The sequence below is a fragment of the Streptomyces sp. NBC_01017 genome, from assembly GCF_045162795.1.
GTDB classification, from domain to species: domain Bacteria; phylum Actinomycetota; class Actinomycetes; order Streptomycetales; family Streptomycetaceae; genus Streptomyces; species Streptomyces machairae.
Genome location: NZ_CP108683.1, coordinates 4,317,734 through 4,341,130, shown reverse-complemented (window position 1 = coordinate 4,341,130; position 23,397 = coordinate 4,317,734). Strand labels below are relative to the sequence as shown.

The following is a 23,397-nucleotide window of genomic DNA, read 5'->3' as shown; positions in this document are numbered from 1 at the left end:
GGGCCGGCGGTACCGACGGCACCCGACTCACTGCCGGGCTGCGACCGCCACCCCCATGACCTCCCGGGCATGGCGGTTCGGCACCATGCCGAGCCGCCATGCCTGCCATCCCGCCTCCAGATTCACGCCGCGCTCCAGCAGGAGCTGGTACGCCTCCAGGTAGCCGTCCAGCTTCGCGTCCCGCAGCGGATGACCGGCGCGGGCCAGCTGGGCCAGTTCCTCCTGCGCCACCGCCGCGCCGACCTCCACGCCGCCGGGAGCCGCGTACGGCAGCAGCGTGCAGCGCAGGAAGCGGGCCCAGTCCTCGCCCCGCCGGTCGCCGTACGAGGCGAACAGACCCACCGCGTCGTCGCACAGGGCCAGTGCCTGCTGTGTACGGGTGTTCCCGGCATCCACCACCGCCAGCTCCAGGCATGTCCACGCCTCCCCGTGGGCGACGCCGATCCGCTGGAAGTTGGCGCGGGCGTCCACCAGGAGCTGGCGGGCGAAGCCGGAGTTCTTCAGCGACCCGGTCTGGGCGGCGCGCTGGTCCCGGGTCACGCGGGCCGAGTGGTGCCGGGCGCAGGCGAGGCCGTAGACGTCCTGCATGCGCGAGAACATCGTGCGGGAGCGTTCCAGCTCGCGTACCGCGACATCCAGGTTGCCCGTCTCCTCCAGGGCCTGGCCCAGGTAGTAGACGGACCAGGCCTCGCCGCGCGCGTCCTCGTTGTCGCGATGCCGGGACGCCGCCTGGCGCAGTCCGTCCACCGCCTGGGAGGGATCCCCGGCGACCAGGCGGGCGCGGGCCAGCTGGGTCAGCGCCCACGCCTCCCCGCGGGCGTCGCGTGTACGGCCGTACAGGTCGAGGGCCTGGCGCAGCTCGGACTCCGCGCGCGGCACGTCGCCCATGCGCAGGCCCAGCTGGCCGAGCTGGAAGTGGGCCCACGCCTCGCCGTGCACCGACTCGCCGGCGCGGTGCAGGACCAGGGAATCGGTGAGCAGGCCCAGGGCCTCCGACACGCGCCCCCGGTCCCGTTCGACCGCCGCCAGCGCGTGCATCGTCCAGGCGCGGTCGGTCGCCAGCTGGGGCGCCGACTGGAGGTCCAGGGCCTCGCGGAGTTTGGCCGCCGCCTCGGTGAGGTGGCCCTGGTGGTGCAGGGTGATGCCGAGGGAGCACAGGGCGCGGGCCGCGCCCGCGTCGTGGTGGGCCTGCATATAGAGGTCGACCACCGAGGTCAGGGTCGTGCGGGCCTTGTCCAGCTCACCCAGCTGACGGGCCGCGATGCCCGTACGCCACTGCACCGAGCGGACCAGCAGGCCCTGGTCCACGGCCTGGGCCAGCTCGCTGATCTCGCCGAGGCGGTAGAGGTCGCCCCGCAGCAGGCAGTAGTCGCACAGGGCGCCCAGCAGATTGAGCACGGCCGCCTGGTTCGCGTCCTCCGCGTGCCTGAGGGCCGCCGTGATGAAGCTCGACTCGTCGTCCAGCCAGCGCAGCGCGTCGTCCAGCGAGGTGAAGCCGTGCGGGCTGAAGCGGTCCGAGCGGGTCGACATGTTGCCGTCGACCAGGCGCAGGACGGATTCCGCGAGATCGGCGTAGTTCACGATCAGCCGCTCCTGGGCCGCCGTACGCTCCGACGGCTCCTCCTCGTCGAGAAGGCGGGCGTGGGCGAAGCCGCGGACCAGGTCGTGCAGGCGGTAGCGGTTGCCGCGGACGTGGTCGATCAGGCCCGACTCGGACAGGGCCACCAGGTGCCGCGTCGCCTCCGCCTCGTCCGTGGCCAGGAGTGACGCCGCCGCTGCCGCGCCCAACGACGCCCGGCCTGCCAGCGCCAGCCTGCGCAGCAGCCGTCTCGCGGACTCCGACTGGTCGGTGTAGCGCAGCCACAGCACCCGCTCGATCGGCTCCACCGGGCCGTACGCGCCCAGATCCGTCGCCAGCGTGCGCGGTGAGCGCGGCCCCAGCGACGAGCCCGCGATGCGCAGCGCCAGCGGCAGCCCGCCGCACAACTCCCCGATCAGCTCGGCGGATTCGGCGTCATAGGGGCTGGCGGAATCCTGCGCCGCCGCGGACAGCAGCTCCTCCGCGCCCGCCGCGTCCAAGGACTCCACCGGCAGCTGGTGCACCCACGCCGCGAGATCCGCCGGCAGGTCGAGAGCCTCCCGCGCGGTGACCAGGACCAGGCTGTCGGAGCGCTCGGGGACGAGGGTGCGGACCTGCTCGGGGTCCGAGGCGTCGTCGAGTACGACAGCGACCGGGAGGCCGGTCAGATGCTGGTGGTAGAGCTCGCTCAGCCGCTTGACCTGCTGGTCCGTCGAGGATCGCTCACGGAAGAGAAGCTGCTCGCGCGGGGCGCCCAATCGGTTCAGCAGATGCAGCAGCGCGTCCCGCGTCGACAGCGGCGGCTCCTCGGTCGTGTCACCGCGCAGATCCACCACGCACGCCCCGCGGAACTGGTCCTTCAGATCGTGGGCCGCACGGATCGCCAGTGCCGTACGGCCACTGCCGGGCGCCCCGTGCAGGACGACCACCGTCGGCTTCGTCTCCGTACTCGCCCGCGCCGCCTGCACCCACTGCCGGATGCGGGCCATCTCCTGCCTGCGGCCCGCGAACGGGCCCATCGGCTCGGGGAGTTGACCGAACGACTGCTCCAGTACGCTCCGGCCGCGGGCCGCCGCGCTCTTGTCCGCGCCCTTCAGTCGCGGCGCCGACTTCTGCGGGCCGGTGGACGCGCTCAGCACCCGCTGCTGGTCGAGGAACGGACGGATGCCCCGTACCTCCAGCGCCGTCAGCCACTGCAGCCGCAGCTGTTCCGGGCCGCCGGGCTGGCCGACGGCGCCCGCGCGATGGTGCGCGGCGGGCAGATGCGTGCCGGCCACCTTCACGACCGTCGCCGCGGCGCCGACGACGCCCACGGTCACGCCCGCTCCGACGGCCGTCACCGTGCCGGTGCCGAGGGCCAGGTCGGACACCACGGCCGCGAGGGCGGCGACGCCGGCCACCATCAGCGGGGTACTGCCGCCTTCCCGCGCGAACCGCTGCCCGAACGTCAGCCGGCCGGCCTCCGCCTCCTCCAGCGCGTGCGTATACGCCTCGTACTCCTCGGCCGCCGCCTGCGCCATGGCGTCCAGCGCGCCGCGCGCCCGCGACAACAGCACCTGTCCCTCGACGCGCCCGCCCGAGCGGCGTACCTCCTCCTCCACGGCCCGAGCCAACAGCCGCTCGGCCTCCGTCCGATGGCTGTCCCGCATGTCACGTCCCCCTCCGGCAGCAACTCCTATGCCTATGAGTGTCCTTCGGGGGAGGCCTGAGCGCGAGAGGGACGGCGATCATCGAACCGCCTTCCGTGACCTTCGAGGTGGATCGCTCGTTCTTTTGACTGGGGAGCGAACTATCGAATCGGGGGCGTTGTGAACCAGCATGTCGTGCGAGACCCGAGTGAACTGATTCCGGTTGTGTCCTATGCGCGTACGTCGGAGGACTCAAGGCAGCGTGACGGGCACGGTGTGCGCTATCAGCTGCGGATCAACGAGCGGATCGCGCATGAACAGGGCTGCATCGTCGTAGCCGCATACAGCGACAACGGTCGCAGCGCCTCCAAGGAGGGAGTGCTGCGGCCTGGATTCGACCGGCTGGTGGCGGACCTGGCACGTGGTCACATCGACGGCGGGCAGCGGGTGGACGGGGTGGTCTGCGTCGCTGACGACCGGCTGTATCGCCGCGCGGAGGATCTCTCGCGGTTTCTTGCCGCGTTGACCAGTCGGCCAGGGCGGATCCATGTGGATCCGCAGGGCGTTCGGGATCCGTACTCGCAGGAGGGGCTGTTGCAGGCGGTGCGATCACTGGAGGTAGCGGTCACGGAAACACGAGTCAGGAGTCGGCGGGTGTCGGACTGGCACTGGGCGCGTGCCGCCGAAGGTGTGCCGCACAGCGGGCCGAGGCCCTTCGGCCGGCAGCAGGACAGAATCACGCTTCATCCCGCAGAGGCGAAGCTCGTTGAGCAGGCGATCAGCGACCGCATCGCGGGGAAGGCGGTCCGGGCCATCGCGGCGGACTGGTGTGATCTCGGGGTCACCGGCACCCGTGGTGGCAGAGCCAACGCGCAGACCGTCACCCAGATCATCACGGCGCCGCGGGTCTGTGGCTATCGGGCCAACCGGGGCGAGTTGCTGTTGATCCCGGACACGGGGCAGCCCGTGCGCGGTCAGTGGGAACCCATTGTGGTGCCGGATCAGTGGCACGCGGTGTGCGCCACGTTCTCGCCCGGGAGTCTGTACCTCCACAGGGGAAGTGGCGCTCCGAGACTGACCGGGCAGAAGCGGATGGCTCCCCGCCACCTGGCCACCGGCTTTCTTCGCTGTGGGGCGCAACGTCACGACGGCACGCTCTGCCGAGGATCGCTGTGCGCTCAGAAAGGGAGGAGCAAGAAGAGCCCGTACGTCTACTCCTGCCGAAGCTGCGGTCGATGCAGCATCAGCGGGCCGCTGGCGGACGAGGCGCTTGAACGGCTGGTCTTCTCCGAAGATCGAGGAGCGGCGAAGCCGCCGCAGCTGCTGCGGGACCGCTGGCGGTCCGGGGAGATGGGGCTCGAGGAGAAGAGGAAGGTCGTCGCGTCCGTCGTCACACGCTGCATCGTCCGCCCCGGCGTGAAGGGAGCCCCTTCCTGGGACCACTCGCGGGTGGAACCCCTGCCGGAGCGCCCCCGTCAGGCAGGATGGAGGTATGCCGAACCGACTGGCCCATGAGACATCCCCGTATCTCCTTCAACACGCCGACAACCCCGTCGACTGGTGGCCTTGGTCGGAAGCGGCCTTCGCGGAGGCGCGTCGGCGAGGTGTTGCCGTACACCTGAGTGTCGGGTATTCGAGCTGCCATTGGTGCCATGTCCTCGCCAAGGAAAGCTTCGAGGACGAGGCCGTGGCCGCATACATGAACGAGCACTTCGTCAACATCAAGGTCGACCGAGAAGAACGCCCCGACGTAGACGCCGTCTACATGGAGGCCGTCCAGGCCGCCACCGGGCAGGGCGGCTGGCCCATGACGGTGTTCCTCACCCCCGACGCCGAGCCCTTCTACTTCGGCACCTACTTCCCGCCCGCTCCCCGGCAGGGGATGCCGTCCTTCCGGCAGGTCCTGGAGGGGGTGCGCAGTGCCTGGGCGGACCGGCGGGACGAGGTCGCCGACGTCGCGGGGAAGATCACCCGGGATCTCGCCGAGCGGGAGATCTCCTACGGCGGGACCGAGGCGCCCGGCGAGCAGGAGCTGGCGCAGGCGCTGCTCGGGCTGACGCGGGAGTACGACCCGCAGCGCGGCGGATTCGGGGGCGCCCCCAAGTTCCCGCCGTCCATGGCGGTCGAGTTCCTGCTGCGGCACCATGCGCGGACGGGGGCCGACGGTGCGCTGCAGATGGCCCAGGACACCTGCGAGCGGATGGCCCGGGGCGGGATCTACGACCAGCTCGGCGGCGGCTTCGCGCGGTACTCCGTGGACCGGGACTGGGTCGTGCCGCACTTCGAGAAGATGCTGTACGACAACGCCCTGCTGTGCCGCGTCTACGCCCACCTCTGGCGCGCCACGGGCTCCGAGCTCGCCCGCCGGGTCGCCCTGGAGACCGCCGACTTCATGGTGCGTGAACTGCGCACCAACGAGGGCGGGTTCGCCTCCGCGCTCGACGCGGACAGCGACGACGGGACCGGCAAGCACGTCGAGGGCGTGTACTACGTGTGGACCCCGCAGCAGCTGCGCGAGGTGCTCGGGGACGACGACGCCGAACTCGCCGCCAGGTACTTCGGTGTGACGGACGAGGGCACCTTTGAGCACGGTTCCTCCGTCCTCCAGCTTCCGCAGCAGGACGGGGTGTTCGACGCCGAGAAGATCGCCTCCGTGAAGGAGCGGCTGCTCGCCGCGCGGGCCGAGCGTCCCGCGCCCGGCCGGGACGACAAGATCGTCGCCGCCTGGAACGGCCTCGCCGTCGCCGCCCTCGCCGAGACCGGCGCCTACTTCGACCGCCCCGACCTCGTGGACGCCGCCGTGGCCGCCGCCGACCTCCTGGTGCGGCTGCACCTCGACGAACACGCCCGCCTCAGCCGCACCAGCAAGGACGGCAAGGCCGGCGCCAACGCGGGCGTACTGGAGGACTACGGCGACGTCGCCGAGGGCTTCCTCGCGCTCGCCTCGGTCACCGGCGAGGGCGTCTGGCTGGACTTCGCCGGGTTCCTGCTCGACCACGTGCTCGCGCGCTTCATCGACGCGGAGTCCGGTGCCCTCTACGACACGGCCGCCGACGCCGAGCAGTTGATCCGCCGCCCCCAGGACCCCACCGACAACGCCGCCCCGTCCGGCTGGAGCGCGGCGGCCGGCGCCCTGCTGAGCTACGCCGCGCAGACCGGCGCGGAGCCCCATCGCGCCGCGGCCGTAAGGGCGCTGGGCGTCGTCAAGGCCCTCGGCCCGCGCGTCCCCCGCTTCATCGGCTGGGGACTCGCCGTCGCCGAGGCCAACCTCGACGGGCCGCGTGAAGTCGCGGTGGTCGGCCCGTCCCTGGCCGACGAGGGCACGAGGACCCTGCACCGTACGGCGCTCCTGGGCACCGCCCCGGGCGCGGTCGTGGCCGTGGGCACTCCGGAGAGTGACGAGTTTCCGCTCCTTGTTGACCGGCCGCTGCAGCAGGGCGCACCCGCCGCGTATGTGTGCCGCAACTTCACCTGCGATGCCCCGACCACGGATCCCGACCGTTTGCGGACCGCGCTGAGCAGGTGAAACGGCAGGCAAATCGGGGCACTTACGCAGCCTGTGTTCGATTTACTCACTCTCGGGGCTCGTTGTGAGGAAACGCGCTCTTCATCAAAACAGCCTGCGGACTTCACAGATCCCCCTTAATGTCTCCACAGTGACGCGACGGCTGTAACTCACCGTTGCGACAGGGGGCATTGGGGATCTGGGGGGATCTGTTGCTGACGTCTTTTTTCATAGCCGTCGTTTCGCTGGCCTTGTTCTGGATGGCGGCTTTCACCTTGTGGTGGCAGATGCACGCGTGGCGTACGCCCGAAGTGCTCGCCTCCACCCGTTTCAGCAGACCGGACGGCGGCGAGCACGTGTCGTTCTCGCTGCTGTTGCCGGCCCGGCACGAACAAGCCGTGCTGGACCACACCATCCAGCGGCTGCTGGAGTCCACACACACCGACTTCGAGATCATCGTCATCGTCGGACACGACGACCCGGAGACCACCGAGGTGGCCGAGCGGGCCGCGGCACGTGATCCGCGCGTCCGCGTCGTCGTCGACACCCACGAGAAGAAGAACAAACCGAAGGCCATGAACACGGCCCTGCCGCACTGCCGCGGCGATGTCGTGGGGGTCTTCGACGCCGAGGACCAGGTCCATCCCGAGCTCCTCGCGCACGTGGACCACGCGTTCCGGACGACCGGGGCGGATGTCGTCCAGGGCGGGGTCCAGCTGATCAACTTCCACTCCAGCTGGTACAGCCTGCGCAACTGCCTGGAGTACTTCTTCTGGTTCCGCTCCCGGCTGCACCTGCACGCGCAGAAGGGGTTCATCCCGCTCGGCGGCAACACCGTCTTCGTACGGACGGACGTGCTCAGGGAAGCCGACGGCTGGGACTCGAACTGCCTCGCCGAGGACTGCGATCTGGGCGTGCGGCTGTCCAGCGTCGGCAAGAAGGTCGTCGTCGCGTACGACTCCGACATGGTGACCAAGGAGGAGACGCCCGGCAGCCTGATGTCGCTGCTCAAGCAGCGCACCCGCTGGAACCAGGGCTTCCTGCAGGTCTACCGGAAGAAGGACTGGAAGCAACTGCCCACGTTCGGGCAGCGGTTGCTGGCCCGCTACACACTCACCACGCCGTTCCTGCAAGCCTTCACCGGGCTGATCATCCCGCTGAACGTGGCGATCGCGCTCTTCCTCGACGTGCCGGTGAGCGTCGCGTTCATCACCTTCCTGCCGGCCGTGACCGCGCTCGTCACGTTCGTCTTCGAGGTCGTCGGACTGCACGACTTCGGCAAGCAGTACGGGCTTCGGGTCCGCTTCGTCCACTACCTGAAGCTGATCGTGGGCGGCCCCTTCTACCAGGTGCTCCTCGCCGGCGCCGCCATCCGCGCCGTATGGCGTGAGCAACGCGGCCGCAATGACTGGGAGTTGACCAGCCACGTCGGCGCACATCTCGCGCACGTGAACCGAGAGGACGTTCCTGCGTGACCTCCACCCTTCCCGCGGTGACCACAGTCAAGGTCCCCGCGCAGCGGCAGCCTGCGCCCACGACGCGTTCGACCAGCCGAACAACCCCGCCGACGCGCCTGCGTTCGTCCCGTCCCGACCTGATCCTGTGCGGCGTGCTCCTCGTCGCGATCCTCGTCGTGCAGGGCTGGAACATCGCCGACTACCCCACCCTCAGCGACGACGAGGGCACCTACCTCGCCCAGGCCTGGGCCGTCCAGGAGGGCCGCGGCCTCGCCCACTACACGTACTGGTACGACCACCCGCCGCTCGGCTGGATCCAGCTGGCCCTGCTGACCTGGATACCGGCCGCGCTCAGCCCCGAGTCGATGAACGTGGGCACCATGCGCGCCGCGATGCTCGTCATCAGCGCGGTCAGCGCGGTCCTCGTCTACGTCCTCGGGCGGCGGCTGTCCCTGCCGCGCTGGGCGGCCGGACTCGGCATGGTCCTGTTCGGGCTCTCGCCGCTGTCGGTCGTGCTCCAGCGGGAGATCTTCCTCGACAACCTCGCGGTGATGTGGACGCTCCTCGCGTTCGCCCTCGCCGCCTCCCCGAGCCGCCACCTCTGGCACCACTTCGGCGCGGGGATCGCAGCGGCCACGGCCGTGCTGACCAAGGAGACGATGCTCTTCGTCCTCCCCGCGGTCTTCGTCACCATGTGGCGGCACAGCCACCGCGACACCCGTAAGTTCGCCCTGACCGGCGCCGTCACCGCCTGCACGCTGATCGGCCTGTCGTACCCGCTGTTCGCCCTGCTGAAGGGCGAGTTGTTCCCGGGCAGCGGGCACGTCTCGCTCTGGGACGGCATCAAGTACCAGATGACCAGGCCCGGTTCGGGCTTCATCCTCGACCAGGGATCCGGCTCCTGGGGCGTCCTGCAGTCGTGGCTCTACTACGACCGCGTCCTCATCGTCGGCGGCCTCGCGGGCGGCCTGCTGCTCCTGGTCACCTGGCGCTGGTCGGTCACCGCCCGGGCCCTGGCGGGCCCCTCCTTCGCGGTGGTGATCCTCGCGCTGGTGGCCATGCGCCCCACCGGCTACCTGCCCGCGATGTACGTCATCCAGGCGCTGCCGTTCCTCGCCCTCGTCCTCGCCGGTGGCACGGCCTCCGTCGCCCACGCCGTCCTGCGGCGACGGCGTTCCGAGGCCGAGAACCGGTACGTCACCGGCGGGCGGTACGCCCTCGCGGCCGTCCTCGCGATCGCGGCCGGCGCCTATGTCGTACCCCGCTGGTACGACGGCGCCCACACCGCCGTCACCGCCGACGCCAACGCGCCCTACCAGGCGGCCTCGAAGTGGCTGGCCACGGAGGTGGAGGACCCGAAGGACACCCGGGTGCTCGTCGACGACGCGCTGTGGCTGGACCTGGTGCACGCCGGGTACGAGCCCGGGCTCGGCGCCATCTGGTTCTACAAGGCGGACCTCGACCCGGCCGTGACGAAGACGATGCCGCGCGGCTGGAAGGACCTCGACTACGTCGTCGCCTCGCCGACGGTGCGGCGGGACGCGGTCGACCTGCCCAACGTCAAGGCGGCCATGGAGCACTCGAAGCCGGTCGCCGTGTTCGGCACCGGTGCGGACCGGATCGAGATCCGGCAGATCCAGACAGCATCCGGAGGGGTTCGATGACGCACGAGTACACCGCCCCAGGAGCGCTGGGCGAACCGTCGGTCGATGCCGCCGAGGTGCCCGAGCCGGGCGCCGTCACCATCGTCGTACCGACCTACAACGAGTCGGCGAACGTACGGCAGTTGCTGCACCAGATCACCGAGTCGGTGCCGTCCCGGCTGCCCTGCGAGGTCGTCTTCGTGGACGACTCCAGCGACGACACCCCGCAGGTCATCGAGGAGGCGGCACAGGACTGCCCGTTCCCCGTCACCGTCATCCACCGCGACGAACCCGTCGGCGGGCTCGGCGGCGCGGTCGTCGAGGGGATGAAGGCGGCCGGGTCGGACTGGATCGTCGTCATGGACGGCGACTGCCAGCACCCGCCGTCCCTGGTCCCGGACCTGGTCGCCACCGGCGAGCGCGCGAACGCCGGGCTCGTCGTCGCCTCCCGGTACATCAAGGGCGGCAGCCGGGCCGGGCTCGCCGGCAGCTACCGGGTGGCCGTGTCGCGCGGCGCGACCTGGCTGACCAAGTCCCTCTTCCCGCGCAGGCTGCACGGCATCAGCGACCCGATGAGCGGCTTCTTCGCGATCCGGCGCAGCGACATCACCGCGGAGGCGCTCAAGCCGCTCGGTTACAAGATCCTGCTGGAGCTGGCGGTCCGCAGCCGCCCGCGCACGGTCACCGAGGTGCCGTTCGTGTTCCAGGACCGGTTCGCGGGGGAGTCCAAGTCCACGGCGGCGGAAGGCCGGCGCTTCCTGCGGCACCTCGCCGGGCTGCGTACGGCCGACCCGCTGTCCCGGATGGTGGTGTTCGGGCTGATCGGGCTGACGGGATTCGTGCCGAACCTGGCCGCGCTGTGGGCGCTGACCCAGGCGGGGCTGCACTACCTCCCGGCGGAGATAGTCGCCAACCAGTTCGGCGTGGCCTGGAACTTCCTGCTCATCGAGAAGCTGCTGTTCCGCGACCGCCGTATCCACCGCCACTGGGCCGACCGCACCGTACGGTTCGCGCTGCTCGCCAACGCCGACCTGGTGCTGCGCATCCCGCTGATCGCGCTGCTCGTCGGGCAGTTCGGGTTGGCCGTGCTGCCGGCCACCGCGCTGGCCCTGGTCATCACCTTCGTCCTGCGTTTCGTCGGTACCGAAGCGCTGGTCTATCTGCCGCGCCGGAGCGGGAAGGGCACCGGGCGCGGGAGCCGCACAGCAAGGAGTTCCGCATGAGAACCAGCCGCAAGAGATCCGGGAGGAGAACGGCCCTGCTGGCCGTCATGGGCCTGACCGGGGGCCTGCTCCTCACCTCGCCCGAGTCCGCCTCCGCCGCCAACCTCATCAAGAACCCCGGCTTCGAGACCGCCGGCACCGACGACATGCCCTACTGCTGGAAGAAGTCCGGCTGGGGCGACAACGACTTCACCTTCGAGACGACGACGGACGCCCACAGTGGCTCCAAGGCGATGAAGGTGTCACTGACCCGCCGTGCCGAGGGCGATCGCAAGGCGCTCATCACCGAGTCCGCCGACTGCGCGCCCGTCGTCACGCCGGGCAAGCAGTACGACCTGGGGCTCTGGTACAAGTCGACCACCCCCGACACCTCGGTCACCCTCTTCCGGCACGACGCGACTGCGGGCTGGCAGTACTGGACCGACCTCAAGACGCTGGAGATGGCGGGCGGTTGGACCGAGGCGACGGTCCGTACGCCCGAGGTGCCCGCCGGCACCGACCGGATCGCGTGGGGCGTCTCCGTGTACGGCACCGGCTCCGTCACCACCGACGACTACACGATGGACCAGGTCGCCGAACCGGTCCCGGACCCGGTGTGCACGGGGACGGCCGAGGAGTGCGCGAACGGCCGCTGGGACGTGCTGCCCACGAAGAACCCGGTCCGCTCCATGCACTCCGTCGTCCTGAACAACGGCAAGGTGCTGCTGATCGCGGGCTCCGGCAACGACCCGACGATGTTCCAGGCGGGCACCTTCACGAGTGCGGTCTACGACCCGCAGAACGGCACGTACAAGCAGATCCCGACGCCCAAGGACATGTTCTGCGCCGGTCACGTCCAGCTCGACGACGGGCGTGTGCTCGTGATGAGCGGCAACAAGGGCTATCCGTCGGCGGACGGCACGGTCGGCTACCAGGGCTACAAGGACTCGTACATCTTCGACCCGGTCAGCGAGACGTACAGCAAGACCAACGACATGAACGACGGCCACTGGTACCCGTCGGCCACCATCCTCGGCAACGGTGACGTGATCTCCTTCGGCGGGCTGAAGGAGGACTCGACCGGTTCGGTGACCGCCGAGCGGTGGTCGGACGCCGAGCAGAAGTGGCTGGAGCTCTGGAAGGTCAACCAGACCTGGTCGTACTGGGGTCTGTACCCGTCGATGATCCTGATGCAGGACGGCCGCCTCTTCTACTCCGGCAGCCATGTCTTCGGCAACAACATCCCGGGCACCGGATCGGCGATCTACGACTACGACGCCAACACGGTCACCCAGGTCCCCGGCCTGCAGCGCAAGGACGAGCGCGACCAGTCCGCGAGCGTGCTGCTGCCGCCGGCCCAGGACCAGAAGGTCCTCACCATCGGCGGCGGCAACATCGACTCCAACCCGGACGCGAACCGCCTCACCGACGTCATCGACCTCAAGCAGCCCAACCCGTCCTACGTCGCCGGCCCGCCGCTCCCGCAGGGCACCGTCGACCTCGGAGCCGGCAAGGTCCCGCAGACCGGCAACCAGGGCAAGATGTACGTCTCGGCCGTGCTGCTGCCCGACGGCAAGGTCCTGGAGACCGGTGGCGCGCTGCACAACCGGGCCGACCCGGTGTACGAGTCGTCGCTCTACGACCCGGCGACCAACACCTTCGACCCGGTGGCGGCGGACCCGGAGGAGCGCGGCTACCACTCCTCGGCGTTCCTCCTGCCCGACGGCCGCGTGATGGCCACCGGCGACAACCCGGGCAACGGCTCCTGGAACCATGACGTGTCGATCTACACCCCGCCCTATCTCCTCAAGGGCGAACGTCCGACGATCACTTCGGTGATCGACACCGAGTGGACGTACGGCGACACCCAGCGGATCACCGTCGACCGGCCCATCGCCAAGGCCGAGCTGATCCGCCCGGCCGCCGTGACTCACTCGTCGGACCCGAACCAGCGCTTCGTGGATCTCCCCCTGTCGGTCGACGGCAACAACGTCGACCTGAACGTGACGAGCAACCCCAACCTGGCCCCGCCCGGCTGGTACATGCTCTTCGCGGTCGATGCCAACGGAGTGCCGTCGGTGGCCAAGTGGGTGCACCTCCAGGGCCCGCAGGCGCTGAGCGCCAAGGACGCCTCGGCGCATGTCCACGACTTCGCCGACAACCTCAAGGGCAAGGTCGCGGGCCCCGGCAAGAAGCGCACGTCGCAGAAGGTCAGCCCGACCGTGTCCGGCTGCGACCGGCACTACGGCTCCGCCAACGTCTGTGTGCCGACGGACTTCCCGCCGACCGTGAAGGCTACGACGAAGGCGCGCTGCGACTGGCTGAAGAAGAACGACTACGGCCGCCTCAAGGTCAACGGCAAGGACGACCCGCTGCGGCTGGACACGAACAGGGACGGAATCGCCTGCGGAAAGGGTGATGTGACCCGGCGCTAGCCGGCGTAGTCCGCGAGGGCGCGCTCCACGATGGCGACCAGCTGTTCGTGGTGCGCGCCCTTCCAGTACGCGCGCTTGCACGCGGTGCACTGCGCGAAGACGTCGTACGACCGCTGCGTGCCGCCCTCCAGCTGGTCCGCGACCTCCTCCTTGGTGGCCTCCTTGAGCAGGCCGTTGCAGGCGGTGCAGCGGGTCCAGGGCCGCAGCTCGGGGCGGAACCGGCCCAGGATGTCGCGGAGTTGGTCCTCGGGGCGGGTGCTGTAGACGTACGCGCCGGCCCACAGTTCGCGGCGCCGCAGCAGGCCCCGGTCCCGGCTGAGCATGACCCGCTGCTCGGCTGCCGAGAGGGCGGCCAGCGCCGGGTCGCCGATGTCCGTCGACTCGTACGCCGTGTCCACGCCGAGCAGGCGCATACGGCGGGCGAGGGTGCCGAGGTGGACGTCGAGCAGGAAGCGCAGCGGGGCGCCGGGCACCCGCTGAGGGCGCTCGACGGGCCGTACGGAAACGGACTGGCCCGCCGTCGGGATGTGCGAGACCGGCACCTCGTGGCCGTCCACGACCAGCGGACCGGCCTCGGTCAGCGGGACGCCGAGGGACTCGACGACATGGCCGAGGGTCGAGAAGCCGTCGGCGGTGACCTGGGCGGCACCGTCCTGGCGCCGTCCGTTGGGGAGGAACAGGCGCAGCTCGGGGGCGAACTCGACGTGGATCTCGGGACCGTTCACCCGGTCAGGATGGCACGGCACAGGGGGCGCGCCTCAGGTGTTTTTCGCGGGGAGGCCGTGCTCGATGACGTCCAGGGCGCGGTCGAGGAGGACGTGGAGGTCGTCCTCGAAGTCGTTCTCGGCCCAGTACAGGGTGATCTCCACAAGGCCGCCGATGAGGGACATCGTGAAGACCCGCACCTCGAAGCTGTCCCGTGCCCTGCCGGTGCGCTCGGCGATGGCCTCGCCGAGCATCCGGCCGGTGACCGACATGCTCTCCAGCATCCGGGACCGCACCGCGGGGACCTGGACCAACAGGTGCGAGCGCAGCCGCACGGCCTCGGGATCCTCCTGCGTCGCGGCGCCGATGGCCAGCCGCATGACGTACCGCAGGGACTCCATCCACGGCTCGTCCGCCGGCCGCCTGCGCAACTCGTCCAGCAGGATCGGGTCGTACTCGTCCGTGAGGACGATGTCCTCCTTGGTCGGGAAGTAGCGGAAGACCGTGGACGGCGACACCTCGGCACGCTCGGCGATCTGCTCGATCGTGGTGGTGTCGTAGCCCTGCAACTTGATCAGCGCGTACGTCGCGTCGCGGATCGCCGTCCGGGTCTTGATCTTCTTCCGCTCCCGAAGCCCCAGCTGGGGACGGTCGGTCAGGGGAGAGGAGTGCGCGGGGGTCATGGGGCTCATTGTCGGGCATCGGCCCCCGCGGCGGCCATGTCCGGGCTCTCGGGCTCACGCGCATCGGGCGTGCCCGGCAGGATCACCGCCGCCGGCTCCGCCGAGCCGACCCGCTCGGCCACGAGGTGCGCCGCGACCACGGACCCAGCGCCCACCAGCGGCGAGCATCTGTAGTGACAGTAGGCACGAAATGAGAGCAACTCTCAAAAGAGTAAGACCATCAGTATCTTGCGACTGTCAACATTTTTGGACGCGAAAAGGGCCACGGCTGGGAAGTCGTGGCCCTTGGAGAGGCTGTGCGGTGGACTACGCGTGCTGGTACGCGACCAGCGAGATCCCGACGTAGTGCACGACGAACGCCGCCAGTGTGAAGGAGTGGAAGACCTCGTGGAAGCCGAACCAGCGCGGTGACGGGTTCGGGCGCTTGATGCCGTAGATCACGCCGCCCGCGCTGTAGAGGAGGCCGCCGACGATCACCAGGACCAGCACCGCGATGCCGCCGGTGCGCATGAAGTCCGGGAGGAAGAAGACGGCCGCCCAGCCCATCGCGATGTAGCAGGGGGTGTACAGCCAGCGCGGGGCGCCGACCCAGAACACCCGGAAGACGATGCCCGCCGCGGCCGCGCCCCAGATGCCCCACAGCAGCCACTGCCCCTTGGCGCCCGGCAGCAGCAGCATCGTCAGCGGTGTGTATGTGCCCGCGATGATCAGGAAGATGTTGGCGTGATCGAGCCGGCGCAGGATGCCGTCCATGCGCGGGCTCCAGTTGCCCCGGTGGTACAGCGCGCTCACGCCGAACAGCAGACAGGCCGTGAGGGCGTAGATCCCGCAGGCGAGACGGCCCCGGGGTGAGTCCGCGAGGGCGGTGAGTGCCAGGCCCGCGACGAGCGCGGCCGGGAACATGCCGAGGTGCAGCCAGCCGCGGAGTCTGGGCTTGATCTCGTCCGAGAGCTGCTGGGCGTGGTGCGCGATCTGGTGCTGCAAGGAGGGCGCGCCGGAGTCGCGGCCGGCGGCCGGCGTGTCCGAGGATGCGTCGGGGACGGGCGCAGTCATGCCCTGCATGGTACCTACGGAACCGTAAGTTACGTATCAGGACGGCGAGATGGCTGCCCGGAAGTGGCCATCGTCTCATGGGGTACCCGGCAGGAGCGCACCCGGGGTGAAGCAGTGGTGACGCATCGAAAACATCTGGATGAGTGGCGATGCTCACGCCGCTCACCTGTGACGCCCTCTGGACATATGCGCGGACGCGTCGGATGATCAAATGAGTGCGGTCGGCACCGGATGAGCGCGGAAGATCCACGGCAGATCAGTCCGCGAAGCACCCGGGTCGCGGCCCCCACGGGGCATACAAGGGCATATTCAGGACAAAAACCCCTCATTTAGGAGCAACCGTGGCGCGCGACATCGCGGCTCCCCCCGTCGTACCCACCACCCACCGGGAGCTGGTCTCGTGGGTGAACGAGATCGCTGAACTGACGCAGCCGGACAGCGTGGTCTGGTGTGACGGATCCGAGGCCGAGTACGAGCGTCTGGCCGAGGAGCTCGTCGCGAAGGGCACCTTCAAGAAGCTCGACCCGATCAAGCGCCCCAACTCGTACTACGCGGCCTCCGACCCGACCGACGTCGCCCGCGTCGAGGACCGGACCTTCATCTGCTCCGAGAAGGAGGAGGACGCAGGCCCGACCAACCACTGGAAGGACCCCGCCGAGATGCGGGAGATCTTCGCCGGTGAGAAGGGCGTCTTCCGCGGCTCGATGCGCGGCCGGACCATGTACGTCGTGCCGTTCTGCATGGGCCCCCTCGGCTCCGACCTCTCCGCGATCGGCGTCGAGATCACCGACTCCGCCTACGTCGCGGTCTCCATGCGCACCATGACCCGCATGGGTCAGCCCGTCCTCGACGAGCTCGGTGAGGACGGCTTCTTCGTGAAGGCCGTGCACACGCTCGGAGCGCCGCTGGAGGCGGGCGAGCAGGACGTGCCCTGGCCGTGCAACAGCACCAAGTACATCTCCCACTTCCCCGAGGCCCGCGAGATCTGGTCCTACGGCTCCGGCTACGGCGGCAACGCCCTACTCGGCAAGAAGTGCTACGCCCTGCGCATCGCCTCCGTGATGGCCCGCGACGAGGGCTGGCTGGCCGAGCACATGCTGGTCCTCAAGCTCACCCCGCCGCAGGGCGAGGCCAAGTACGTCGCCGCCGCCTTCCCGAGCGCCTGCGGCAAGACCAACCTCGCCATGCTGGAGCCCACGATCTCCGGCTGGACCGTCGAGACGATCGGCGACGACATCGCCTGGATGCGCTTCGGTGCGGACGGCCGGCTGTACGCCATCAACCCCGAGGCCGGCTTCTTCGGCGTCGCGCCCGGCACCGGTGAGCACACCAACGCCAACGCGATGAAGACGCTGTGGGGCAACTCGGTCTTCACCAACGTGGCGCTCACCGACGACAACGACATCTGGTGGGAGGGCATGACGGAGGAGACTCCGGCCCACCTGACGGACTGGAAGGGCAACGACTGGACGCCGGGCAGCGAGACGCCGGCCGCCCACCCGAACGCCCGCTTCACCGTCCCCGCTTCCCAGTGCCCGATCATCGCGCCCGAGTGGGAGGACCCCAAGGGCGTGCCGATCTCGGCGATCCTGTTCGGTGGCCGCCGCGCCACGGCCGTCCCCCTGGTCACGGAGTCCTTCGACTGGAACCACGGCGTCTTCCTCGGCGCCAACGTGGCCAGCGAGAAGACGGCCGCCGCCGAGGGCAAGGTCGGCGAGCTGCGCCGCGACCCGTTCGCGATGCTGCCGTTCTGCGGCTACAACATGGGCGACTACATGGGCCACTGGGTCGACGTCGCCAAGGACAAGGACCAGGCGAAGCTCCCGAAGATCTACTACGTCAACTGGTTCCGCAAGAACGACGAGGGCAAGTTCGTCTGGCCCGGCTTCGGCGAGAACAGCCGCGTCCTGAAGTGGATCGTCGAGCGCCTCGACGGCAAGGCCGAAGGCGTCGAGACCCCCATCGGCATCCTGCCGGCCAAGGGCGCCCTGGACACGAACGGCCTGGAACTGGCCGACTCCGACCTGGACTTCCTCCTCACCGTCGACAAGGAGGTCTGGCGCGAGGAGGCCGCGCTCGTCCCCGACCACCTGAACACGTTCGGCGACCACACGCCCAAGGAGCTGTGGGACGAGTACCGCGCTCTGGTGCAGCGCCTGGGCTGACCAGCCCCCAAAGACGCCGCGGCCGGCTCCGATTGTGCCCTGACCAGCAATATCGTCACGGCCGGCCGCGGTGACAGCACCACAGACCGGCGAGGTTCCGTACAACGACGTGCGGGGCTGTGGGCCTGTCGTCGCACGCTCCCGTCCGCCCCGACGGGAGAAACGCGACGACGGGCCCTCGCCTGCTTACAGCGTCCCGCCCCGGTCCTCCAGGTACCGGGTGTGGGTCTCCTGGCGGCGGGCCTCCACCTCGCGCAGGCTCGCCGCCAGGCGCTCGGCGTCCTTCTTCAGCAGGCCGAGCTGGCGCTCCAGATGCAGTTCGGGGGACTCGGTTCCCGGCGTCATCCGGGTCCACCAGCGCGTCCGTACGAAGCTGTCGACGGCCTCGGGGAGATCGCGCCGCACGATCCGGGAGAGCACGTGCACGCCCTCCGGGTCGTGGGTGAGCAGCTCGGCGACCCAGCCGCGGTCGAGCAATGCGGTGAGCAGCTCGGTGAGTTCACGCAGCCGGGCGGCTGCCGTGACCGACAGCTCGATGTCTGCCAGATAGCCGCGCAGCTTCTCGAAGTCGCCCCGCACCTCGTCGAGCTGGGCCGACGGGTCCGGGAAGTCGGGCAGCGCGGGCAGCTCCGGCGGGGCGATCAGTGCGCCCGCGCCGTACAGACCGGCGACGACGACGGGCCAGTACGGCCCCGCGACCCCCGTGAGGGTCAGCACGACGCCGGCCAGCCCGCACGCGCTTCCGGCGATGTTCTTGCGGGACTCCAGGTACGACAACGCCTTACTGGTAGCCACGGATCTCCTCGAAGGCGCCGTCCAGCGAGCCCTCCTGGGCGTCGAAGAGGCGGCCGCCGGTCAGCTCGGCGATGTGCTCCAGCTCGGAGCGGTCGGAGTCGCCGAAGAGGATGGGGAAGACGGGCGTCTCCCGCCGGTCGCGGTCGAGCCCCGCGTAGAAGGAGTCGAAGTCCGCCGCCTCGTCGCCGGTGGTGTTCTCGCCGTCCGTCATCAGCACGATCGACGTGAAGGTGTCCTGCGACCGGCCGGCGCCCAGATGCTCGTACGCCTTCTCCAGCGAGGTGTAGATCGCTGTGTCGCCCTCGGCGCTCAGCTCGTCGGTCTCCTCGCGGATACCGGCGAGCCCGGCCTTCGGGTCGGCCGGATCGACGACATGCGTGGCCACGCTCTTCACATCGGAACCGAAGGGCATCAGCGTGACCTCCTCGCGCTCGCGGAAGTCGCCGGTGAGGTCGGCGAGCGCCTGCTTCAGCTGCTCCAGCCGGTCGCCCTCCATCGAGCCCGAGGTGTCGAGGACGTAGACCGTCCTGGACGGGCGGCGCAGCTCGTTCTCGTACGAGTCGAGCAGGCCGTCGGCCACGGAACGGCTGCCCGGGAAGGGCAGTTCGCGCCGCCTGCTGGTCTCCAGGCCGGGCCCGGGCCGGACGGAGGCGACGACCGGGCGGCGGTGGGTGCGCTCGGTGATCAGCCGCTGGAGGTCGTCGGTGCGCAGGGCATCGGTGACACGGCGGACGTCCTCGCGGGTCTCGGCGTCGGTGGACGCGAGGGAGGAGAGCGGGTAGTCGGCGGTGACGACGCCGTCCTTGGGGCGGATCACGGTCAGGCCCGGGATGCCCTTGAGGACCGACTCGTAGTTGAGCAGCGCGTCGACGTTCCCGCGCCGTTCGTACGCCGCCGCCAGCCAGCCCGACGAACCCGACGTCAGCTTCTGCCCCTTGAAGAACTCCTTCAGGCGGGGCGTGGCCTTGGTGACGTCGGCGTCGGTGAGCGCGGACTGGGCGCCGGAGAGGGCCGAGGCCACCGAAACGAGCGTGGCGAAACCGGAGTTGGAGCGGGCCGGGTCGGTCATGCCGTACGTCAACTTGCCGTCCTGGACGGCCTGCTCGATCTGCGACCAGGTGACGTCATCCGGCTTCCAGCCGAGCCGGCCGAGGGTGGTCGTCCTGACTCCGAGGGCGACCGGGCTCGCCATGACCGGCGTCTCCGACACGACCTTCTTCGCCGCGTCGGGGCGCAGCCGCAGATAGTCGTTGGAGGACAGCCACAGGGCGTCGTACTGCCCGTCCACCTTGCCCTTCGCCAGCATCTCGACGGCGTCGAGTGTGCCCATGTAGGTGGGCCGGATCCTGACGCCCGTGTCGCCGGCGATCCGGTCGAGGACCGGGGTCATGTCACTGAGCTCGCTGGAGGCGAGGACACGGAGGGTGCCGGGCTGCGGGGCGTTCGGGTCCGGGTCGTCGGTGCCCTTCTCCGCGGTGCAGCCCGCCAGCAGCGCCACCGCCGTGAGAGCGACGGCGAGCAGGCGCCCGGGGCGTCGGATGTGTCGGGTGTGCTGGGTGTGTCGGGCGTGTCTCATCCGTGGCCGCCCTCCAGCGCGCCCTGCGAGCGGCTGCGCTCCAAGTAGGCACTCGCGTGCTGCAGTTCGGCGGTCAGGTTCTCCACCGTCGTCGCCATCGCCTCGGTCGCCTGCACCTTGTAGGTGTCGATGGCGTCGAGGGTGCGGTAGATCTGCTGGAAGGCCGAGCGCAGGGTCTCGGCGCCGACGGCCGGGTCGGCGGCGATGCGCTGGATCTCGCCGCTCTGCGTGGCGAGCATCTCGGCGTTGCCCCGGATGAGGTCCTCGGTCGTGCCTCGCAGGGCGTTGACCTGTTCGATGACCTTCTTCTGGTTGTCGAGGGCGGACGACAGCATCACGGAGATGCGCAGCGCCGAGACGGTCGTGGTCGCGGCCCGGTCGACGCCCTTGATCAGTTCCTCGTTGTTGCGTCGCACGACGTCCATGGCGAGGTAGCCCTGCGCGCACACCGCGAGCTGGGTGAGCAGGTCCTGGTGCTTCTGCCGGACGGGGAAGAGGATGTCGGCCCGGAGGTTGTCCGCCTGTGCGGGGTCCTGTGTCTGCACACCGGTGATGTGCTGCCCGACGGCCGTGTCCAGGGCTTCGGTCAGGACGACGTACTCCTGGAGCTTGCCCATGGTCTCCCAGAGCCGCACCCGCTCGGTCTGCAGGGCGGCGTTGTCGCGGCGGAGCTCGTCCTGCCCGCCCCGGAGCGACCCGACGATCTTGTTCAGGGTCCCCTGGGCCGAGGCGTACTTGGCGACGTGGTCGCGCAGTTTGTTGCCGCCGGGAAGCCTGGAGAGGAACTTGCGCCCCTTTGAGGCGGGCAGGTCCCGCGGGTCCAGGTCCTGCACGACCCGCCGCAGTTCCACGAGCGAGCCCGCGACCTGCGACTGGGCGTCCCCGCCCTGGTCGGGCAGGCTGCGGATGGTCCGCTCCAGCATGCGGTTGGACTGCGCGGCGGCGCTGCGCATCTCGCCGGCACCGAGGCCGGTGATCTCACCGACCTTGCCGGCGAACTCGGGGGAGCGGGCGTCGAGCGCCGCGAGCCCCTCCACGTACGCGGATGCCTTCTTCGCCATGTCCGTACGGACGCCCTCGTCGACCGGGACGAGTCCGCCGGCCCTCTCGCGCGGCACGGTGGCCACGGGCTCGGGCGGAGTGAGGACGAAATCGTCGTCGCTGTTGTTCATGAGGTGCTGCCCCCTTATCCGCGCGCCCGTCGCGCCAGCTCGTGCAGCACCTCGGCGGTGGGCACGGGCGCCTGGCGGACGCCGGTCAGTTCCTGCTTGAGATACGTCGTGTCCGAGGCGAACTCGGTGACCTCGCCCTGCGGGCGGAACCCGTGCTTGACCTCCAGCGCCCGCAACTTCGGGTCCGTGGCGAGGAGTTCGGCGACCGCATGCCCGTTCTCGGTGAGCGGTACGGCCGTGTGGTCGCTGTTGACCGTGGTGTCGGGGTAGAGGACGACCAGGTCGTCGGGCTGCTGCCCGTCCGTCAGCAGCGAGGCCACCTGGGACTCGTAGACCACGACGAGGGGATTGCCGGCCCCGCTGACGAAGTCGCGGAAGGCGGCGTCGCTGCTGGACTGCTGGGCGCCCTGCACACTGACCAGCTTGTGCAGCAGGGGCGAGGTGCGGTCCACCTCGGCGCCGGAGGCGACGACCTTGCCGCCGTTCGCGACGTAGGAGGCCGCGGCGAGGTAGAGGGCGCCGGAGTTGGAGGTCTCGGGGTCGGTGCTGGACAGGTAGAGCGTGCCTGTCAACTCCCCGTACTTCCCGGCGCCCTTGAGCTGCTGCCAGGTGCGGTCGGCGCGGGCGGCGTCCAGATAGGCGGCCATCGCGAAGGTGCCGCGGTGCTCGGTGTCCAGGGTGGCGAGCTTGTTTGCCGCGAGCACCTCGGCGGCGCTCTTGTGCGCCACGACGACGAGGGGCGAGTAGAAGGGGCGGGGGAGAGTCCCCGTCACCTTGTACTTCGCGGCGAGTTCGGCGGCCGGCGCCCGGCTCGACGGCAGCGCGAGGTCGTACCCCGCGAGGTCGAGTCCCTCCATGGCCCAGGACCCGGAGGTCTCGGCCTTCACGGTGTAGCCCTTGGCGGCGAGGGCCCGCACCACGTCGGGATCGGCGAAGAACTCCGCCTTCTCCGATCCGATCACCGCGCGCACGGTCTTCGTTGCCGTGCTCGTGTCCCCATCACTGCGGCCCGCGACGACGGCGGCCACCACGCCACCGATCAGCAACACCGCGAGGACGATTCCTGCAATTCGTCTCACGCCGGGGAGAGTGCTCGCGGAATCCAACGTTCCCCGCCGACGAGGGTGAACGGCGGGTGTCATGTCGGTCCCGTTCCAGCACGGGCGACGGCAACGCCCTGCTTTCAGGGGCGCGGGGAACTGCGCGACAAGCCACCACGAACCGGTGGCCGCGACCCGGTATCAAGCCCTACGGCGAAGGCGGAAGTCGGCCAAGCCGACGCAGTGCTGTGGCACCCGGTCCGCGCGTCGCTGCGGGTGCACGCGGACCGGGGCCGTTCGAGGGGGTGTCAGCCGACGCCGGTCAGTTCCTGCGACTCGGGCTGCGCAGCGGCGTGCGCGTCCATCCGCTCGGCGGCGAGGATCGCGGCAGCGGTGTCCGCCCGGGAGGCCGCGACGACCAGCGCACGGCCCGCCAGGGCATGCGCCCGGTGATGCAGCGCCGCGAGCCTCGCGTCACCGCCGGCGGCAGCCGCGCGGGCCGGCGCACGTCCGCCCCGCAGCCGGGCCACCTGCTCGGCGAGCCGCTCGGCGGCCTCGTCGAGGTCGGTGGACGGGGCCTGCGCACGCAGCTCGTCGGTGACGGCGAGCAGCGCCGCGAGGTGGCCCGCGAGCTGGATGTCCAGCTCCTCCTCGCGCGACCGGTGGGGGAAGTCGGAGGTGGTGCCGGCCATCGTGCTGTGGACCGACTTGGTGCGGATCGGTTCGTACATGGGGATGGCCTCCTGTGCTCTGACAGGA

Annotated in this window: 17 protein-coding genes; 7 read left to right on the top strand and 10 right to left on the bottom strand. The window is 70.1% G+C overall.

What is annotated here, in order from left to right; translation table 11 throughout:
• Nucleotides 1–27: 27 nt before the first annotated feature.
• Nucleotides 28–3,228, bottom strand: coding sequence for a tetratricopeptide repeat protein (locus tag OG331_RS19525; RefSeq protein ID WP_406197918.1), 3,201 nt, complete (start codon nt 3,226–3,228; stop codon nt 28–30).
• 159 nt (nt 3,229–3,387) lie between these two features.
• Here OG331_RS19525 and OG331_RS19520 point away from each other — a divergent pair, with 159 nt between their 5' ends.
• From OG331_RS19520 to OG331_RS19495, 6 genes are all read left to right on the top strand, one after another.
• Nucleotides 3,388–4,722, top strand: a complete 1,335-nt coding sequence (locus OG331_RS19520; protein WP_406197915.1) for a recombinase family protein — start codon at nt 3,388–3,390, stop codon at nt 4,720–4,722.
• Nucleotides 4,700–6,733, top strand: coding sequence for a thioredoxin domain-containing protein (locus OG331_RS19515; RefSeq protein ID WP_406197913.1), 2,034 nt, complete (start codon nt 4,700–4,702; stop codon nt 6,731–6,733). The genes OG331_RS19520 and OG331_RS19515 overlap by 23 nt, the downstream gene beginning before the upstream one ends.
• Nucleotides 6,734–6,924: 191 nt before the next feature.
• Nucleotides 6,925–8,187 carry a glycosyltransferase gene (locus OG331_RS19510; protein ID WP_406197910.1) on the top strand — a complete coding sequence of 421 codons (1,263 nt, stop codon included), beginning with the start codon at nt 6,925–6,927 and terminating at the stop codon, nt 8,185–8,187.
• Nucleotides 8,184–9,833 (top strand): ArnT family glycosyltransferase, encoded by a 1,650-nt coding sequence (locus OG331_RS19505; RefSeq protein WP_406197908.1) that lies wholly within the window; start codon nt 8,184–8,186, stop codon nt 9,831–9,833. Before OG331_RS19510 ends, OG331_RS19505 begins: the two co-directional genes overlap by 4 nt.
• Entirely contained in the window at nt 9,830–11,035 is a 1,206-nt protein-coding gene (locus OG331_RS19500) for a glycosyltransferase (RefSeq protein ID WP_406197906.1), read from the top strand. Before OG331_RS19505 ends, OG331_RS19500 begins: the two co-directional genes overlap by 4 nt.
• Complete coding sequence (locus OG331_RS19495; protein WP_406197903.1) at nt 11,032–13,449, top strand: galactose oxidase-like domain-containing protein; 2,418 nt, start codon at nt 11,032–11,034, stop codon at nt 13,447–13,449. The genes OG331_RS19500 and OG331_RS19495 overlap by 4 nt, the downstream gene beginning before the upstream one ends.
• On the opposite strand, the gene OG331_RS19490 is transcribed toward OG331_RS19495, so the two are convergent.
• From OG331_RS19490 to OG331_RS19475, 4 genes are all read right to left on the bottom strand, one after another.
• Nucleotides 13,446–14,174 (bottom strand): Mut7-C RNAse domain-containing protein, encoded by a 729-nt coding sequence (locus tag OG331_RS19490; RefSeq protein ID WP_406197900.1) that lies wholly within the window; start codon nt 14,172–14,174, stop codon nt 13,446–13,448. The genes OG331_RS19495 and OG331_RS19490 overlap by 4 nt on opposite strands.
• A gap of 33 nt (nt 14,175–14,207) precedes the next feature.
• Nucleotides 14,208–14,837 (bottom strand): TetR/AcrR family transcriptional regulator, encoded by a 630-nt coding sequence (locus OG331_RS19485; RefSeq protein ID WP_406197898.1) that lies wholly within the window; start codon nt 14,835–14,837, stop codon nt 14,208–14,210.
• A 5-nt stretch (nt 14,838–14,842) separates the two neighbouring features.
• Nucleotides 14,843–14,992, bottom strand: coding sequence for a hypothetical protein (locus OG331_RS19480; RefSeq protein WP_406197896.1), 150 nt, complete (start codon nt 14,990–14,992; stop codon nt 14,843–14,845).
• Nucleotides 14,993–15,143: 151 nt separating this feature from the next.
• Nucleotides 15,144–15,890: a hemolysin III family protein gene (locus OG331_RS19475; RefSeq protein WP_406197893.1), complete on the bottom strand. Its 747-nt coding sequence runs from the start codon at nt 15,888–15,890 to the stop codon at nt 15,144–15,146.
• Between the two features lie 341 nt (nt 15,891–16,231).
• Here OG331_RS19475 and OG331_RS19470 point away from each other — a divergent pair, with 341 nt between their 5' ends.
• Nucleotides 16,232–18,055 (top strand): phosphoenolpyruvate carboxykinase (GTP), encoded by a 1,824-nt coding sequence (locus OG331_RS19470; RefSeq protein ID WP_406197891.1) that lies wholly within the window; start codon nt 16,232–16,234, stop codon nt 18,053–18,055.
• A gap of 186 nt (nt 18,056–18,241) precedes the next feature.
• Here the strand turns inward: OG331_RS19470 and OG331_RS19465 are convergent, their stop codons facing one another.
• From OG331_RS19465 to OG331_RS19445, 5 genes are all read right to left on the bottom strand, one after another.
• Nucleotides 18,242–18,832: a hypothetical protein gene (locus OG331_RS19465; RefSeq protein ID WP_406210136.1), complete on the bottom strand. Its 591-nt coding sequence runs from the start codon at nt 18,830–18,832 to the stop codon at nt 18,242–18,244.
• A 4-nt stretch (nt 18,833–18,836) separates the two neighbouring features.
• Complete coding sequence (locus OG331_RS19460; protein WP_406197888.1) at nt 18,837–20,426, bottom strand: substrate-binding domain-containing protein; 1,590 nt, start codon at nt 20,424–20,426, stop codon at nt 18,837–18,839.
• Nucleotides 20,423–21,598: a toxic anion resistance protein gene (locus OG331_RS19455; protein WP_406197885.1), complete on the bottom strand. Its 1,176-nt coding sequence runs from the start codon at nt 21,596–21,598 to the stop codon at nt 20,423–20,425. The genes OG331_RS19460 and OG331_RS19455 overlap by 4 nt, the downstream gene beginning before the upstream one ends.
• A 14-nt stretch (nt 21,599–21,612) precedes the next feature.
• Nucleotides 21,613–22,677, bottom strand: a complete 1,065-nt coding sequence (locus OG331_RS19450; protein WP_406197883.1) for a hypothetical protein — start codon at nt 22,675–22,677, stop codon at nt 21,613–21,615.
• Between the two features lie 269 nt (nt 22,678–22,946).
• Nucleotides 22,947–23,369, bottom strand: coding sequence for a hypothetical protein (locus OG331_RS19445; RefSeq protein WP_362380798.1), 423 nt, complete (start codon nt 23,367–23,369; stop codon nt 22,947–22,949).
• Nucleotides 23,370–23,397: the final 28 nt, after the last annotated feature.